Here is a 14,380-nt window from a genome sequence, read left to right as displayed (position 1 = left end):
CCCCCCCGCCCGCGTTCGGCCGCCGACATCGCCACTCTGGCTCCCACCCTCGTCGGAGCCGCCCATATGCTGTTCGCCGACCGGCAGGGCACCCCGCCGCAGACCGAGGACGTCCGCAGGGTCGTCACCGCGGTCGTCGCCGGTGCCGAGCAGGAACCGCCGCGCTGAACACCCCGCGGCAGGCGCCATCCGACGGCGCGGCCACCGCCGGGCACCGCAGGACCGAAGCCGACCCGCCCGACTCCAGGAACGGACCACCGGAATCATGAGCACGCCCTACGTGGCCTCGCTGTCGTACTTCCCCGTCAAGGGCGCCGCGGGTACGCATCCCGACGAGGCCGTACTGACCCCGGCCGGGCTCGCACACGACCGCAGCTTCATGGTGACCAGCAGGGACGGCGTCTTCCGCACCCAGCGCCGGCACCCCCGCCTGGCTCTCGTACGACCCGCCGTCAGTCCCGGCGGCGAACTGCTCACCCTCCGGGCCGACGGCCTGCCGCCCCTCGGCATCCCCGTCGACACCACCGGCCCCCGCCGCCCGGTGGACCTGTTCGGGCAGCCCTTCCACGGCGTCGACCAGGGAGAGGACGCCGCCCAGTGGCTGTCCGAGGCCCTGCGCGCCCCGAGCCGGCTGGTCCGGGTACCGCCCGAGCACGCCAGGGTCACCGACGGCCGCACCCCCGGCACCTCCGGATACGCCGACAGCTGCGCGCTGCACGTCCTGTCCCGCGCCACGCTCGACCTCCTGAGCAGGAAGCTCGCCGAGAACGGCGCCCCCGCCGTGCCGGAGGACCGCTTCCGGGCCAATCTGATCATCGATGGCTGGGACGAGCCGCACGCCGAGGACCGCGCCCACCGCCTCGCCCTCGCCGATGCGGAACTCGGCTACGCGAAGCCCGCGACCCGCTGCGCCGTCGTCATGGTGGACCAGCACAGCGGCCGGCGGGACGGCCCGGAGCCGCTGCGCACCCTCGCCGGCTACCGGCGGGCCGGCGGGGGGCCGGTGGCGTTCGGAGTGAAGTACGCGGTGCTGCGCCCCGGCCGGATACGGGTCGGCGACGAGGTGGACGTCACGGCCTGGGGGCCGGGCGAGGTCTGAACCGGCGGCCGCCTGCCCCGGTGCCGTACGTGCTGCCGTCCGGCCGGTTCAGCCCGTGACCCGGACGGCCAGGAACCCTCCGGCGGGCCTCTCCGCGCGCCGTCTGCGGGGAGTCAGCCGCGGGTCAGCTCGACGAGCGCCGTCACGGTGTTCCAGTTGCGCGACGTCGCGTCGATACCGCCGAGCACGGCGGGGCGGTGCAGGGCGGGGGAGAGGCGGGAGGTGCCGAGGCCGCCGGGCGTGTGCAGATACAGCGCCCGGTCTCCCGCGCGTACCTCCTCGGGGAGGAAGGTCGCGGCGTCGAGCGAGGCCAGCCGTTCGGCGGGGACGGGACGGGAGCAGAAGACGACATGCAGCTCCTTGCCCCCGACACCGTCGGTGGGGAAGGGGCACGCGTCGCGTACGCCCCGCAGATACTCCGCACCGCGCACCATGCAGGCGACGTGGAAGCCGAAGCGCTGTTCGAGCGCGTCCTCCAACTCGGCCGCGAGCGTGTCCTCGTCGGACGCGTCACTGCTGAAGACCGCGTTGCCGCTGTTGAGGTGGGTCCGCACCGCATCGTGGCCCAGACCGCCGAGCAGCTCCCGCAGTTCGGCCATCGGGACCTTCCGGTTGCCGCCCACGTTGATCCCCCGCAGGAGAGCGGCGTACATCGTTCGCACAACTTCATCCTATAGCCGCGCCGCCGGGTTCCGCGGCGGGCGCTGCCGAACAACTCCGTGCCCCGCGCGTCAGTCCTCCGGCCGACGCTTCCAGGGCCAGCGGCGATGTCCGCGCCGCCGTCCGCGGCCGCTGCGCCGGGACCGGCTCCAGAACCAGCCCGCGGGCGGCTCGTCGGAGCGCCACGGCTCCCGCTCCGGGTAGCCCTCCCGGTCCCAGCGGGCCGCCAGCTCCCGGGTCCGCGCCGCGGGCTCGGTCACGTCCGCCGCCCGGATGAAGGCCTCGCCGAACTCGACCGACTCCGCCTCCTCGTTCGTGAGCTCGATGCTGCCGACCGCGTCGGACGGCCCGGATTCCCCGGGCTCCGGCTCCTCGTGCCGCTCGGGCTGCTCGGACGGCTCGGGCTCCTCGGGCGGGCGTGCGGCACCGGCGCGGGGATCCGCTTCGCCCCCTCCGCCCCCGTTCGGAGGGTCGGGCCCGTCGCCGCGGTCACCGCCTGGTTCCCCGGCCCGGCTGCCGCCGTTGCTCATGACCTATGCGCCTCCTCAACTTCCCAGGCTACGAGGGATGCGCCCGGTGGCCTTCCGTGCCCGGTGAGAAACCGGTGAGAATGCGCGGCCGGACTCCGGGCCCTCGGTTCCGGTTGCCCGGCGGTCCTCAGTTCCGGTTGCCGGGGTGCCTGCGCCGGTGTCCGGTGTGCGCGGTCTCCTCGGACCTTCCGCCCGCACGCGCCGACTCGGCCGTGGGCAACCCGGTCACCTGCAGTTCCGGCAGCACCATGGCCGGGTCCCGGAGGGGCGCTGCGGGGTCCGGCGGCAGCGCGCCGGTGAACGGAGAGCCGGCCTCGTCCTCGTCCTCGACAGCGGAGCGGGCCGCCCGGGCCGCGGACCGGAACGCCGGGGCGACGTCACCGTCCGGCCGGTTCCGCGCCGCTCCCGCGGTCGCACTCCGTGCCGCACCAGTCGCACTCCGTGCCGCTCCCGCGGTCGCACTCCGTGCCGGTCCGCCACCCGCCGCCACCGGCGTCTCCTCCACCGCTGACGGAGCCTCGTCTGCGGACTCCGGCTGCGCGCGCTCCAGGAAGCGCAGCAGCTCGACGGGGAAGGGCAGCACGAGCGTGGAGTTCTTCTCGGCGGCGACCGCCGTGATGGTCTGGAGCAGCCGCAGTTGCAGGGCGGAGGGCTGCCCGGACATCTGCTGTGCGGCTTCCGCCAGCCGCTTGGACGCCTGGAGCTCCGCGTCCGCGTTGATGATGCGTGCCCGCCGCTCACGGTGGGCCTCGGCCTGGCGTGCCATGGACCGCTTCATGGTGTCGGGCAGGGACACGTCCTTGATCTCCACCCGGTCGATCTGCACACCCCAGTCGACCGCGGGGCTGTCGATCATCAGCTCCAGGCCCTGGTTGAGTTTCTCCCGGTTGGAGAGCAGGTCGTCCAGATCGCTCTTCCCGATGATCGACCGCAGCGAGGTCTGGGCCATCTGGGAGACGGCGAACTGGTAGTCCTCGACCCGGATGACCGCGTCCGCCGGCTTCACGACCTTGAAGTAGACGACGGCGTCCACCCGCACGGTCACGTTGTCGCGGGTGATGCCCTCCTGCGCCGGGACCGGCATGGTGATGATCTGCATGCTCACCTTGCGCAGCCGGTCGACTACGGGAACGATCAAGGTCAGGCCGGGACCGCGGATGTCCTTGTGCAGGCGGCCGAGACGCAGCACCACGCCGCGTTCGTACTGTTTGATGATGCGAACCGCTGACAGCAAACCCATCGCTGCCAGCAGTGCCACGACGACGATGACAGTAGTCACTGTTTCCGACATATCCGCACCTACGTCCAGAACGGCTGATACCAGCGTAGATCCGGTCGGGGCGTGCAGGCGAGCCCTGCAGGACGCGCCTGTGAGCAGGGACGATCCCGCCCGCCGGAGGGTGCGTCCGACCGGCGGGACACGGTGTGACAGCAGCGGTGACCGTGCGCACCGGGGACGCGGGTCACGACCTCGCGGCGGCGGCCCGCGGTGCCCGGTGCAACGGCACGATCAGCGGCGCGGTGCGTCCGCCTCCGCGGCGCGTTCGGCCTTCTTCGCCTTGAGCCGGGCCGCTTCCTTGCGGACCTCGGCCTGGGTGGCGCGCTCCTTCTGCAGCCACTCGGGGTTCTCCGCCTTGAGCGCCTCGATCCGCTCGGTGGTGAGGGCCTCGGTGACGCCTCCGCGCGCCAGACCGGAGATGGACACACCCAGCTTCGCCGCGACCACGGGCCGCGGGTGCGGGCCGTCACGTCGCAGGTCCAGGAGCCACTGGGGAGGCTCGGCCTGCAGGGCGTTCAACTCGTCGCGCGAGACCACGCCCTCCTGGAACTCGGCGGGGGTGGCTTCGAGGTACACACCCAGCTTCTTCGCCGCGGTCGCGGGCTTCATGGTCTGGGTGGTCTTGTGCGACGTCATGCCGTCCAGGGTATCGATCACCTGCGGTGCACTCGACCGCGCCCGGTAGCCTGGCGACGTGACAGGCTCGGAGACCCCACCGTCGTTCCGCCTCGCGTACGTCCCCGGCGTGACACCCGCGAAATGGGTGCGGATCTGGGGAGAGCGACTGCCGGACATCCCGCTGCACCTGGTCTCGGTGACCGCCGCAGAAGCCCCCGGCGTGCTGGCGGACGGCGCCGCGGACGCGGGTTTCGTACGGTTGCCCGTCGACCGCTCCCGCTTCAGCGCGATCCCGCTGTACACCGAGACGACGGTGGTCGTCGTCCCCAAGGACCACCTGGTGACCGCGGCGGACGAGGTGACCCTCTCCGAACTGGCCGACGAGATCGTGCTGCACCCCCTGGACGAGGTCCTGGACTGGGAGCAGCGGCCCGGGCAGCCTGCCCTGGAGCGTCCGGCCACCACCGCCGACGCCGTCGAACTGGTGGCCGCCGGAGTGGGGCTGCTGGTCGTCCCCCAGTCCCTCGCCCGGCTGCACCACCGCCGGGACCTCACCTACCGGCCCGTCACGGACGCGCCGGTCTCGCAGGTCGCGCTCTCCTGGCCGGAGGAGCGCACCACCGACATGGTCGAGGACTTCATCGGCATCGTGCGCGGCCGCACCCCCAACAGCACCCGGGGCCGCAAGGCGCCCGAGCCGCAGCCCCGGCAGCCGCGCGCGGAGCAGCCCACGCCCCGCCGCAAACCCGCCCCCGGCAAGCAGACCGGCAGGAACCCGCGGAGCGGCGCCGGAGGGGCCAGGAGCAGCAGGCGCGGCAGGCCCCGCCGCCGCCCCTGACCCGCTCGCCGTACAGGACGGCGATCCCCCTCCGGCGGCAGGCCGCCACCGGGCTCCACGGTGACCCCGGACCCGGCGCGGGCAGGGCCCGCGGACCGGTCCGCGGCGAGGTGCGCTCGCCCGCCGCGGCGGGTGCCCCCGGAACCCGAGACCGCCGCCTCGTCGCGTGCCGTCCCGTCGGTCCGGCGGCCGGCCGCGGAAATCGGCCTGACACGAATCCCGCACACCCGTCGTCCAATCATCACCGAGTGCGGGAGACGGCATGCGGGCCGACACCTGCCGTCGCGTGCGGGGGACGGCAGCAGCGGGGGAAGGGGGCGCCGTGGCGTCGGGCGGACCGGCCGAGTCCGAATGGGGACTCGCCGTGGATCTGGGCACCTCGGCCGTGAAGGCCGCCTACTGGACTGCCGGGAATCGGGCCGGCAGCCTGCTGCCCCCGTTCCCCTCGACCGTCTGCCGGGACCGGGACGGCCGTCTGCACACCGGGACGGAGGCACTCCGCCGCGCCGAGGACGGCCCCGAGTGTGCGGAGCGGATGCCCGTCCAGGCGCTCCTCGCGCAGCCCTGGGCCCTGCTGGACGGCGAAGCCGTCCCGGTCGCCGATCTGATCGCCGCCCTGCTGGAGCAGGTGCTTCGCGCCTGCCGGCCGATATGCGGCGGCGGGCCGCCCGCTCGGCTGACGGTGGTGGCTCCCGAGGACTGGAGCGGGTCCGCACGCGGCGAGCTGGCTGCCGTACTGACCTCCGCGGGACTGCCGGGACCGGAGTGGGTGACCGCCTCCGAAGCCGTGGCCGCCGCGTGGACGCGCGAGCGGAAGGTGCCCGCGGGGGAGCCGCTGGCGGTCTGCGACGCGGGCGCCGGGGGACTACGTCTGACGCTGCGAGCGGCGGGCCGCACCGCAGCGCTCTCTCCGGGCCGCTCGGTTGCCTGCGGCGGTGCGGACCTCGACGCGGCGCTGTGGGAGCGGGTACGCGATCTCGCCTCCGCCGCCGGGATCACCGAGGCGGAGTGCGTCGGGCCCTCCGCAGAGTCGGAACCCGCCCGGCGGCGCGCCCGGCTCGGCCGGATGGTGACCGGCCTCCGCGAGACGCTGTCCGCGCACACCAGTGCCTCGCTCGTCCTGCCGGGCCAGGCACGGGACTTGCTGGTGCGCAGATCCGACTTCGAGGAGGCGGCCGACGGCGCGCTGCGGCAGGTGGCCGCAGCGGTGGAGGCCCTGGCCGCCGAGCACGGCACATTCCGCACGCTCGTGCTGGCCGGGGGAGTGGCACCGACCCCGCGGCTGTCGGACCTGCTGGCCGAGGCGCTCGGCCGACTGCCCGACCTGGCACCGGGGGCGGCCGGGGCCGCGGTGCTCGGAGCGATCGGCCTGACACACACGCGGAGCGGAGGGGGCGACGGCGGGTGGGGGACCGCGGCGCCGTACGCCTTCCCCGACGACGAGGACCTGTTCGGATGAGCGCGCCCGGGGCCCAGTCGCCGGACGGAGCGGGAGGCGGAGAACGATGAACGTGGTGATGCTCGGCGGCAGCGGCGCGGGCAAGACGACATACGTGTCGTTGATGTACCGGATACTCGCGGACGGCATCGGCGGATTCTCCTGCCGCGCCGCGGACACCGCGGACCACCGGCGGTTGCTCAGCAGCGGGGACGAGGTGCTCGCGGGGGTGTACCCGAGTGCGACGTCGTTCCGCGAGGTCCACGACCTGGTGCTGCGCCATCAGGGGCAGGACGTGTTCCCCTTCCGCTGGAGCGACTACCGCGGCAGCGCGCTCGTGCAGCGCAGCGACGACAGCCCGCAGGCGGAGGAGCTGCACCAGGACCTCAAGCGTGCGGACGGGATCGTGCTCTTCCACGAAGCCGGTCCGCGTCCCGGCCGGAGCGGCGACGACTGGCTCGCCCGCCGGATGACCGCCGCCGTGCTGCGCTCGCTGGGCGAACGGGACGAGCGGCCCACCCCGTTGGTGATTGCCGTGACCAAGTGCGACCTGCACGCCGCGACCGGGCCGGACGCGGCACACCGGCTGCGCGCGCCGTTCAGCCCCCTGATCGCGGCGGTCGCCCGCACCGCCCACATCCGGGGGGCCGTCGTCCCGCTGGTGTGCGGCCCCAGCCCCTCCGGAGTGCTGGTGCCGGTGCTGTGGACGCTCCGGTACGGCATCCAGGGACTCATGCGCCAGGTACGGCAGGCCGTGGAGGACGCGGCAGCCGCCGGGCAGCGGGCGGCCGCCAAGGACACCCGCTGGGACCGGTTCGAGAGCTGGCTGACCTCGCAGAGAAGCTGGCGCAGCATCAGCGCACAGCATTACGCGGCCGCGGCGGCGCAGCGGGCCCGGCTCGAACCCCTGACCGCCCCCGCAGCGCGTCTGGGCGATCTGCTCAAGGAGGTCGACTCGTTCTGATCCGGGCACCGTCGCACGGCCCGGCGCCGGCGCGATCCACCTGCTCCGGCAGCTCTCACCCCGCACGTTCAGCACTCAGGAGAACGGCTCCATGGAGATTCCCCGCATCACCCTGACCATGGTCGGCGGCACCAGCACAGGCAAGACGATGTACATGCACGGGATGTACCAGCGCCTGTCGGCGGGACTGCACGACTACTTCCTCTACACGGTCGATCCGGACGACGAGTTCGACCTGATCAACGCCTGGCGGATGCTCACCGAGGTGGGCACCCTGCCCGAACCCACCTCGGTGCAGCCCTGTACCTACAAGTTCCGCTTCGCACAGGGCATGACACCTCTGCTCGACTTCCTGTGGACGGACTTCCGCGGCGGTGCAGCGCTGCAGAAGGCCACCGCGGAGAGTGCCGATGACGACGTGACCCAACTCCGGAAGCATGTGGCGCGCACGGACAGCCTCTACCTGGTCCTCGACGGCAGGGCGATCGGCAAATGGGTCAAGAAGGGCTGCCCGGCGGGCCCCGGTGGATTCGACAGCGGCAACATGGTGCTGAGCATCGTCAACCGGCAGATCCGGATGGCGCTCGAAGGACGCGAACAGGCCGGCAAGCCCCCGCCCTCCATCGTCGTCCTGATCACCAAGATGGATCTGCTGGCGGAGGCCTCGGGCCGCTCCACCGCCGAGACACTCCGCACCGCGGTCGCGCAGCTGCGCAATCTGTTGCCGCTCGTCCACGCACCCGGCGTCACCGCACTCGTCTGCCCGGTGCAGATCGGTGACTTCGGCCCGCGAGAACCCACCGACGGCAAGATCGACGTCGCCCGCATCCGGCCGCAGAATCTGCACCGGCCGCTCGTCTTCTCGCTGTGGCACTACCTCACCGAGACGCTCACGGCGGACCGGCAGCGGCTCGCCGGGATGCGGGCGGAGCTGGATGCGCAGAGTCGGGAACTGAGCACACTGCAGAACACGTTCTTCAAGCTCGGCAAGCGGCAGCGCATCCGGGACCTGGAATCGCTGACCGAGCAGGGCCGGGCCGAAGCGGATGCCTTCGGTGCGGCTGTGCACAGAGACGACTCCCTGGCCGACTCCCTGCCCGAGGAGTTCGCACGGCTTCCCGTCATCCGGGACGGCCGCCTCCAACTCCCCGCAGGCAGGCCGGAATGAGCCCGCCGGAGTGGAGCCCGGTCGTCTTCGCCCGCCTCCACCGGGTCGACGAGTGGTGGCGCGCGCTGCCTCACGGTACCCGCGGGTCCGGACCGCTGGCGCATGCTGTCGCCGCCGCCGTTGCCAACGGGCGGGAGCTGCGCCAAGGCCCCCGCCTGCTGCTGGCGTACGAATCCATACGTCCGGGCGAGCCGCTATCGGCGCTGGTCGGTGCGGCCTGCCAGGCCGCCCTGCTGGACCCCGACCACAGCACCGACAGCGCCGGACGCCCGCTGTACTGCTTCGTGGGATGGCTGTCGCAGACGGCCCGCCCCGGCGCCGCACCGTCCTTCGAATCCCTGCGCGCGGGCTTCGAGGGCTGGGCGTCCACCGAGTACGCGCGTGCGGTGCGGCCGGACTGGGATGCGCTGGTCTCGCCGCCCTGGCGCGGCCACAGCACCCCCGGGCCGCCCCCTTGGCCGGCGGAGGACGAGACGGGAGACGCTCTGGACTCCGCGGTCCTGCCGCGACCGGAAGCCGGCCGCCGCTGGCTGCTGCCGGAGGACCGGGCCGCCGCCTACTGGACCGCGGCCCGCTCGGTGTCGACTCCGTTCCTGCTGATCGCCGGGTGGCGAACGGATAGTCCGGCTCCCTCGGCCGCAACCCACCTGTGCACCACGGCCGTGACCGCTCCCGTGCTGACGGGCGGCCGGAACCGGTCCGGCTCCGCCGCCGCGCCGTCCAGCGGTGCGGCGCGCCCAGGCGGCCCGGCGGCGGAGCGGTGGTCCTCCTCGTCGTCCGGGCCCAGCACAGGGCCGTCCGCCGGGCGCCGGTCCGACGGCCTCGGAGCACCGGTCCCGCACGGCAGCAACAACTCCTCGGGCGGCTGTCTCGGCTGGGTGGCCTCCCTCCTGCGCGGCTTGGTGCCGGGCACCGCGCCGCGTCCGTCCGCGGGTCGACCTCAGCCCCGCTTGCGCCCCGCCCGGCGGCTGGCCCCGCGCAAGGACGTCCTGCCGGGCCGCGAGATCGCCTCCCGGGACGCGCTCACCGGAGGGGACCTGTTCGCCGAACTCGACAAGGCGCCGGAAGACCGGCGGGAGAACCAGCGCAAGAAGCAACCGGAGAACCGGCGGGAGACCCCGCAGCAGAAGCAGCCGGAGGAGCCGCCGGGAACGGGAGCTCAGGAGTGCGGCCCCCGGGGTGCCGCGCCCGCGCCGCCCCGGTCCGGCCCGGCCCGCGGATCCGAGGAGGAAACATGAACGACGACGCTCCCGCAGAGTGCGTCCGACGGTTGGCGGACATGGCGGAGCTGCTCCACGAAATCGCCGATGTCACCGATGTGTTGGAGGAGGACGAGACGGCCGGACCGCTCCGCGCCGAGGCCGACCTGCTGACGTCCGGCACCGCGGTGGCCGTGTGCGCGGGCGAGAAGAAGCGTGGCAAGAGCACCCTGATCAACGCCCTTGTCGAGCACCCCGGGCTGCTGCCCGCCGACGCCGACGTCGCCAGCAACGTCCACGTCCGGGTGCGCCACGGGGAGCCGGGAGCCCTCGTCGTCCGCGAACGCGATCCCGGCGACCCGGAGCAGGAGCAGCAGGCACCGGAACCCGAGCCGATCCCCCTCGACCGCGTCGCGGAGTTCGCCGCGCTCGCCCCGGACACTCAGCAGCCGCGCCACGAGGACGTCCACCACCTCGACATCACCGTCCCCGCACCCCTGCTGCGCCCCGGTCTGGCGCTGGTGGACACACCGGGAGTGGGAGGGCTGGTCTCCGGGCACGCGGCGCTGACGATGGCCACCCTGCGCCGCGCGGACGCGCTGGTCTTCGTGGTGGACGGGTCGAGCGAACTCACCCGATCGGAACTGGACTTCCTCGTCCGTGCCACCGGGCGCATCGCCACCGTCGTCTTCGTGCTGACCAAGACCGACCTGTATCCGCGGTGGCGGGACGTCATGGAGCGGAACCGCGGCCTGCTGGCCGAGCACGCGCCGCGCTACGCCCCCGCACCGTGGTTCGCGGTCAGCAGCGCGGCGGAGGAGGACGCGCTGACCGCCGACCGGGACGGCGACCCGGACACCGCCGAGCGCCGCCGTGCGACCGGGGGCATCCCGCAACTGCGGTCCGCACTCGGCGCGTCGATCACGGAGCGGGTCCTGGACCTGCGGGCCGCCAACGCGGCGCAGGCCGCTCGTGCCGTACTGGACGCCCAGACCGCCCGGGCAGGCCGGCTCCTGGACGCCGCCTCCGGCGACCTCGCACCCACCGAGGAGATCGAGCGGCTGCGGAACGCTCTCCTCGGGCACCGGAACGCCTCGGCCGGCTGGCGCCGCACACTCGGTACCAGGTTGAACCGGATGGAGTCCGATCTCCAGCTCGGCTTCCGACGGGCCGTCAACGATCTGCGTGCCGCCGCCGAGGACCGGATCGCCGTGGCCGCGACCGCTGCCGAGCTGGCGGACCTGCCCGAGGAACTGCACAAGGGGGTCGAGGGCTGCCTGATGGAGCTCGAGACCGGCGTCGCGGAGGGAGTGCGATGCGCCACCGAGGAGATCGCCGCGGAGATCGACGCGGCCGTGGGCGGCAGCGGCGACCTGCCGGCCCTGGCGTTTCCCGACCGGCTGCGCGAGCTGACCCCGCTCGTGCACGCGGCGCACGACCAGCGGGGTCCGGCTGCCCTGCTGGAGCGGCTCACACCGACCTGGGGCGCAGGGATGCTGGTGTCCGCCGTGGTCGCCGTCGTGACGGGCGGCCTGTTCGCACCCATCACGGCAGGGTTCGGCACCGTGGCCGTGCTGACCGGCCGCAGACGGCGCAGAGACGAGCTGACCCGTGAACGCGAGGACGCCCGTCGGTACCTCAGGCACCTGGAGAGCAACCTCAACACCGAGGTACCGCCCATGATCAGAGATGCTGTCGAGCAGGCGCGGCAACGACTGGGCGACCTCTTCGGTGCCGCTCTCGACCGCCGCGCCGAGGAACTCGCGGCCGAACTGCGGCGGCACCGGGAGCTCCAGAGCCAGGAGACGGAGCGGACGGAGCAGCAGACCGCCCGGATCAGGGCCCGGTGCGAGATCCTCCGGGGACTGAGCGGCCGGCTCGAGGAACTGGCACCGGCGTCCTCCGCGCAGCGCCGATGACGGGTGCCCCCGCCGGAGCGACCGGGCCGGACATAGCCCCGCTGCGGCAACTGGCCGCCGTGTGCGCCGAGACGGGGCCCCTGCTGACCGGGCCGGAGGCGGCCGCCGTGGCGTCCGTCGCACGACGGCTGGCGGAACCGCAGCTGCGGCTGGCCGTCGGCGGCCGCCTCAACGCGGGAAAGTCCACCCTGGTCAACGCGTTGCTCGGACAGTGCCTGGCCGGTACGGGCGCGACCGAGTGCACCCGGCTGGTCACCTGGTTCCGGCACGGCCCCCAGAACCGGGTGCGGGTGGTGCTGCGGGACGGCTCGGAGCACCAGGTACCGGGTGCTCCGGGCGGCGGCGTCCCCCGCGAGCCCGCAGCCCTGGGCTCGGCCGCGGACGACATCGCCGAACTGGTGGTGGAAGCACCGAACGATGCCCTGCGGCAGGGCTTCCGGATCGTGGACACCCCCGGCATGGACTCGCTGAGCGGACTGGACGAGGCCGCCCTCGCCGCCCTCGGCCGGGCCGACGCGCTGCTCTATGTGATGCCGCACCCGGGGGAGGGCGACCAGGAGGCACTGGAAGCGCTGCGCCGCCAGGCCGGGCAGGCCGTTCCGGCTGCCGCGGTCCTCGGGGTGCTCAGCAGGATCGACGCGCTGGGCCGCGGCGGCGGCGACCCGTGGCCGACGGCCCGTCGCCTCGCGGGGCGCTACGCGGGACGGCTGTCCGGGCTGGTCGCCGACGTGGTTCCGGTCGCCGGGCTGCTGGCGCAGGCGGTGTGCTGCGAGCGGTACACGGAGGCCGACACCGAGGCGGTGCGGCTGCTCGCAGCACGCCCCGCCGCGGAGCTCGGGGAGGCCCTCTACTCGGCCGACTCCTTCCTGTCCTGGTCCGCGGGACCGCTGACCGCCGCTGAGCGGGAGCGACTGCTGAGCCTGCTGGGGCGGTGGGGGATACAGGAAGCCGTGAACGCCTACGACGGCGAACCCACCAGCGCCCTGCTGGAACGGCTCCGGACGAGGTCGGGGGTGGCGGCACTGCACGAGCGCCTCCGGGAGGAGTTCCTGGACCGGGCCGACCGGCTGCGTGCCGCCACCGCCTTCCGGGCGCTGCACGCGGTCGCCCGGACGCTGCCCGCCACGGGCCCCGCGGACGCCCTGCACAGCGCACTGCACCGGGTGGGCCGCCATCCGGTGCTCCGCCAGGCGGCCCTCGCCCCGGCCCTGACGGCCTGGGCGAGCGGGCGGCTTCCGCTGGACGAGGAGCATGCCGCCGCGCTGAGCTCCCTGGCCAGAGGCGCGACGGCGGCTGCCTGCCTGGGGCTCGACCCCGCGGCGTCCCCGGAGCGGATCGCTGCCCGCGCGGCCGAGGAGGCACGCCGGTGGCGGCTGCTGGAGTTCCAGCCACCGCGCCTGGTGGGCGACCATGCGCGGGCCGCCCGCGAACTGTGCGAGGCGCTGTACTTCACCCTCCGCGGCCCGGGCCCGGACGCCGCACTCGGTGCGGAACCGGATGCGGCAGTCCGGCCCGGGCCCCTCAGAGGCCGAGGCCGCCGTCGATGAGGCCCTCGCCCCCCAGGCCGCCGTCGCCGAAGCCGGAGTCCGGCGCCGCGTCCCAGCCATACCCGTCGTCCGTCCACTCCGGCAGTCGGCGGCCCTCGTCGGGGGCGCCTCCGTCGCCCTCCGCAGATTCCCCTCCGTCGTCCGTCCGCCCGAAGGCGTCCTGCTCCTGCCCGAGGACGCCCGCGAGGTCCCGCACGTCGTCGGGTTCGGGTAGCTCGTCCTGGTCCGGCAGGGGACGGCGCTCCGACTCGCCGTGCGGGTGGGCCACGCGCGGGCCACCCGGTTCCGAGCCGCTTCCGCCGGCCGCGGGGGTGCCGTCGGGGAGTGGCGGCTGCGGGTCCACGGATACCGCGTCCAGGCCCAGCGCGAGTGCTTCGGCGAGCAGCGCCGCCGAACCCGAGCGGAAGCGCTTGCGGGGTGTGCCGAGCGCGGCAGGGGTGAACCGGGGCACGCATGTGTCGGACCGCACCGAGCGCGGACTGAGGACCCAGGCCACTGCCGTGCCGCCGTCCGCCGACTTGACCTCCACCGTGACGCGGCGGAAGTCGGCCGCCCGGGGCCCGCCGAAGTCCTGGGCCAACACGTCCTGGTAGTAGTCGTCGGGCACCGCGATCGCCAGGTCGTGATCGGGCGCCGTGTCCAGTGCCTCCCGGGTCGCCGGGCAGCCCTCCAGCAGACTGGCCATCTCGACGCCCTCGCCCACGAAACCGGTCGGGGCGACCCGAACGATGCCCTGCGCCAGAGCCATCCGCATCCGGAGCCGCCCGCCCGGTCCGGGCGTCCGGTTCATGTCGTGCAGCACGGTCTGAAGTCCTGTCAGCAGCCGTGGTACGACCTCGTCCTCTGGCAGGTCGGAGGGCAGGATCAGCAGCAGACCGTCCCCCTTCTCCTGCCGGTTGCACCGGCGCGGGTCGACCCCGGCGCTCTCCAGCGTCGTCTTCATCGCCCAGTCGAGCCGATTCTGCAGCGCCACCTGCTCGGGATGGGTGCGCCGGCTGTACTTCTCGATGTCGACCACCAGGCTCAGCCGCCGACGCGCCTTGCGCACCCCCGACCGCTTCTTGACCACCGCGCCGTCTTCACCCATCATGCGCCCCCTTCCAGACCCTCCGGCCGGCGGG

The 14,380-nt window shown here is 73.9% G+C and carries 13 protein-coding genes and 1 pseudogene; 9 read left to right on the top strand and 5 right to left on the bottom strand.

All coding sequences use genetic code 11. The features are described 5' to 3' along the window. Window positions 1–21: 21 nt before the first annotated feature. Both ACFYNS_RS22435 and ACFYNS_RS22430 read left to right on the top strand, forming a co-directional pair. Window positions 22–168, top strand: a pseudogene (locus tag ACFYNS_RS22435) (TetR/AcrR family transcriptional regulator); the annotation flags it as partial. Between the two features lie 97 nt (window positions 169–265). Beyond that, window positions 266–1,099: an MOSC N-terminal beta barrel domain-containing protein gene (locus ACFYNS_RS22430; RefSeq protein WP_360291072.1), complete on the top strand. Its 834-nt coding sequence runs from the start codon at window positions 266–268 to the stop codon at window positions 1,097–1,099. Window positions 1,100–1,212: 113 nt separating this feature from the next. Here the strand turns inward: ACFYNS_RS22430 and ACFYNS_RS22425 are convergent, their stop codons facing one another. From ACFYNS_RS22425 to ACFYNS_RS22410, 4 genes are all read right to left on the bottom strand, one after another. Then, window positions 1,213–1,752 carry a DUF1697 domain-containing protein gene (locus ACFYNS_RS22425; RefSeq protein WP_388604741.1) on the bottom strand — a complete coding sequence of 180 codons (540 nt, stop codon included), beginning with the start codon at window positions 1,750–1,752 and terminating at the stop codon, window positions 1,213–1,215. A 78-nt stretch (window positions 1,753–1,830) separates the two neighbouring features. Next, a complete protein-coding gene (locus ACFYNS_RS22420; protein WP_388604722.1) occupies window positions 1,831–2,289 on the bottom strand; it encodes a hypothetical protein in 459 nt (152 codons plus the stop codon). A 127-nt stretch (window positions 2,290–2,416) separates the two neighbouring features. Further along, on the bottom strand, window positions 2,417–3,529 hold the full coding sequence (locus ACFYNS_RS22415; RefSeq protein WP_388604739.1) for a slipin family protein: 1,113 nt from the start codon (window positions 3,527–3,529) through the stop codon (window positions 2,417–2,419). Window positions 3,530–3,799: 270 nt separating this feature from the next. Continuing rightward, a complete protein-coding gene (locus tag ACFYNS_RS22410) occupies window positions 3,800–4,204 on the bottom strand; it encodes a DUF5997 family protein (RefSeq protein ID WP_360291081.1) in 405 nt (134 codons plus the stop codon). Between the two features lie 58 nt (window positions 4,205–4,262). On the opposite strand from ACFYNS_RS22410, the gene ACFYNS_RS22405 reads away from it, so the two are divergent. The 7 genes from ACFYNS_RS22405 to ACFYNS_RS22375 all read left to right on the top strand — a co-directional run bounded on the left by ACFYNS_RS22405 (window position 4,263) and on the right by ACFYNS_RS22375 (window position 13,259). Continuing rightward, entirely contained in the window at window positions 4,263–5,024 is a 762-nt protein-coding gene (locus tag ACFYNS_RS22405) for a LysR family substrate-binding domain-containing protein (RefSeq protein ID WP_388604719.1), read from the top strand. A 322-nt stretch (window positions 5,025–5,346) separates the two neighbouring features. Continuing rightward, complete coding sequence (locus ACFYNS_RS22400; RefSeq protein WP_388604718.1) at window positions 5,347–6,483, top strand: hypothetical protein; 1,137 nt, start codon at window positions 5,347–5,349, stop codon at window positions 6,481–6,483. Window positions 6,484–6,529: 46 nt separating this feature from the next. Next, window positions 6,530–7,426 carry a hypothetical protein gene (locus ACFYNS_RS22395; protein WP_360299349.1) on the top strand — a complete coding sequence of 299 codons (897 nt, stop codon included), beginning with the start codon at window positions 6,530–6,532 and terminating at the stop codon, window positions 7,424–7,426. A 91-nt stretch (window positions 7,427–7,517) separates the two neighbouring features. Further along, entirely contained in the window at window positions 7,518–8,594 is a 1,077-nt protein-coding gene (locus tag ACFYNS_RS22390; protein ID WP_360299352.1) for a hypothetical protein, read from the top strand. Then, the gene (locus ACFYNS_RS22385; protein ID WP_388604717.1) at window positions 8,591–9,832 is read left to right on the top strand and encodes a hypothetical protein; all 1,242 of its coding nucleotides are present in this window, start codon (window positions 8,591–8,593) and stop codon (window positions 9,830–9,832) included. Before ACFYNS_RS22390 ends, ACFYNS_RS22385 begins: the two co-directional genes overlap by 4 nt. Next, window positions 9,829–11,712 carry a dynamin family protein gene (locus ACFYNS_RS22380; RefSeq protein ID WP_388604715.1) on the top strand — a complete coding sequence of 628 codons (1,884 nt, stop codon included), beginning with the start codon at window positions 9,829–9,831 and terminating at the stop codon, window positions 11,710–11,712. Before ACFYNS_RS22385 ends, ACFYNS_RS22380 begins: the two co-directional genes overlap by 4 nt. Then, entirely contained in the window at window positions 11,709–13,259 is a 1,551-nt protein-coding gene (locus ACFYNS_RS22375; RefSeq protein WP_388604714.1) for a dynamin family protein, read from the top strand. Before ACFYNS_RS22380 ends, ACFYNS_RS22375 begins: the two co-directional genes overlap by 4 nt. On the opposite strand, the gene ACFYNS_RS22370 is transcribed toward ACFYNS_RS22375, so the two are convergent. Further along, a complete protein-coding gene (locus tag ACFYNS_RS22370; RefSeq protein ID WP_388604712.1) occupies window positions 13,234–14,349 on the bottom strand; it encodes a hypothetical protein in 1,116 nt (371 codons plus the stop codon). The genes ACFYNS_RS22375 and ACFYNS_RS22370 overlap by 26 nt on opposite strands. Between the last annotated feature and the right edge of the window lie 31 nt (window positions 14,350–14,380).

This window comes from Streptomyces sp. NPDC006925, from assembly GCF_042869575.1.
Classification (GTDB): domain Bacteria; phylum Actinomycetota; class Actinomycetes; order Streptomycetales; family Streptomycetaceae; genus Streptomyces.
The sequence above is the reverse complement of the archived record's forward strand: the minus strand, read 5'-3'. Positions and strand labels throughout refer to the sequence as shown.

What these genes read in the sequence shown, in the direction of transcription:
- ACFYNS_RS22430 (WP_360291072.1), top strand. Translation starts at nt 266, where the DNA reads ATGAGCACGCCCTACGTGGCCTCGCTGTCGTACTTCCCCGTCAAGGGC.
- ACFYNS_RS22425 (WP_388604741.1), bottom strand. Translation starts at nt 1,752, where the DNA reads ATGTACGCCGCTCTCCTGCGGGGGATCAACGTGGGCGGCAACCGGAAG.
- ACFYNS_RS22420 (WP_388604722.1), bottom strand. Translation starts at nt 2,289, where the DNA reads ATGAGCAACGGCGGCAGCCGGGCCGGGGAACCAGGCGGTGACCGCGGC.
- ACFYNS_RS22415 (WP_388604739.1), bottom strand. Translation starts at nt 3,529, where the DNA reads ATGGGTTTGCTGTCAGCGGTTCGCATCATCAAACAGTACGAACGCGGC.
- ACFYNS_RS22410 (WP_360291081.1), bottom strand. Translation starts at nt 4,204, where the DNA reads ATGACGTCGCACAAGACCACCCAGACCATGAAGCCCGCGACCGCGGCG.
- ACFYNS_RS22395 (WP_360299349.1), top strand. Translation starts at nt 6,530, where the DNA reads ATGAACGTGGTGATGCTCGGCGGCAGCGGCGCGGGCAAGACGACATAC.
- ACFYNS_RS22390 (WP_360299352.1), top strand. Translation starts at nt 7,518, where the DNA reads ATGGAGATTCCCCGCATCACCCTGACCATGGTCGGCGGCACCAGCACA.
- ACFYNS_RS22385 (WP_388604717.1), top strand. Translation starts at nt 8,591, where the DNA reads ATGAGCCCGCCGGAGTGGAGCCCGGTCGTCTTCGCCCGCCTCCACCGG.
- ACFYNS_RS22380 (WP_388604715.1), top strand. Translation starts at nt 9,829, where the DNA reads ATGAACGACGACGCTCCCGCAGAGTGCGTCCGACGGTTGGCGGACATG.
- ACFYNS_RS22375 (WP_388604714.1), top strand. Translation starts at nt 11,709, where the DNA reads ATGACGGGTGCCCCCGCCGGAGCGACCGGGCCGGACATAGCCCCGCTG.
- ACFYNS_RS22370 (WP_388604712.1), bottom strand. Translation starts at nt 14,349, where the DNA reads ATGATGGGTGAAGACGGCGCGGTGGTCAAGAAGCGGTCGGGGGTGCGC.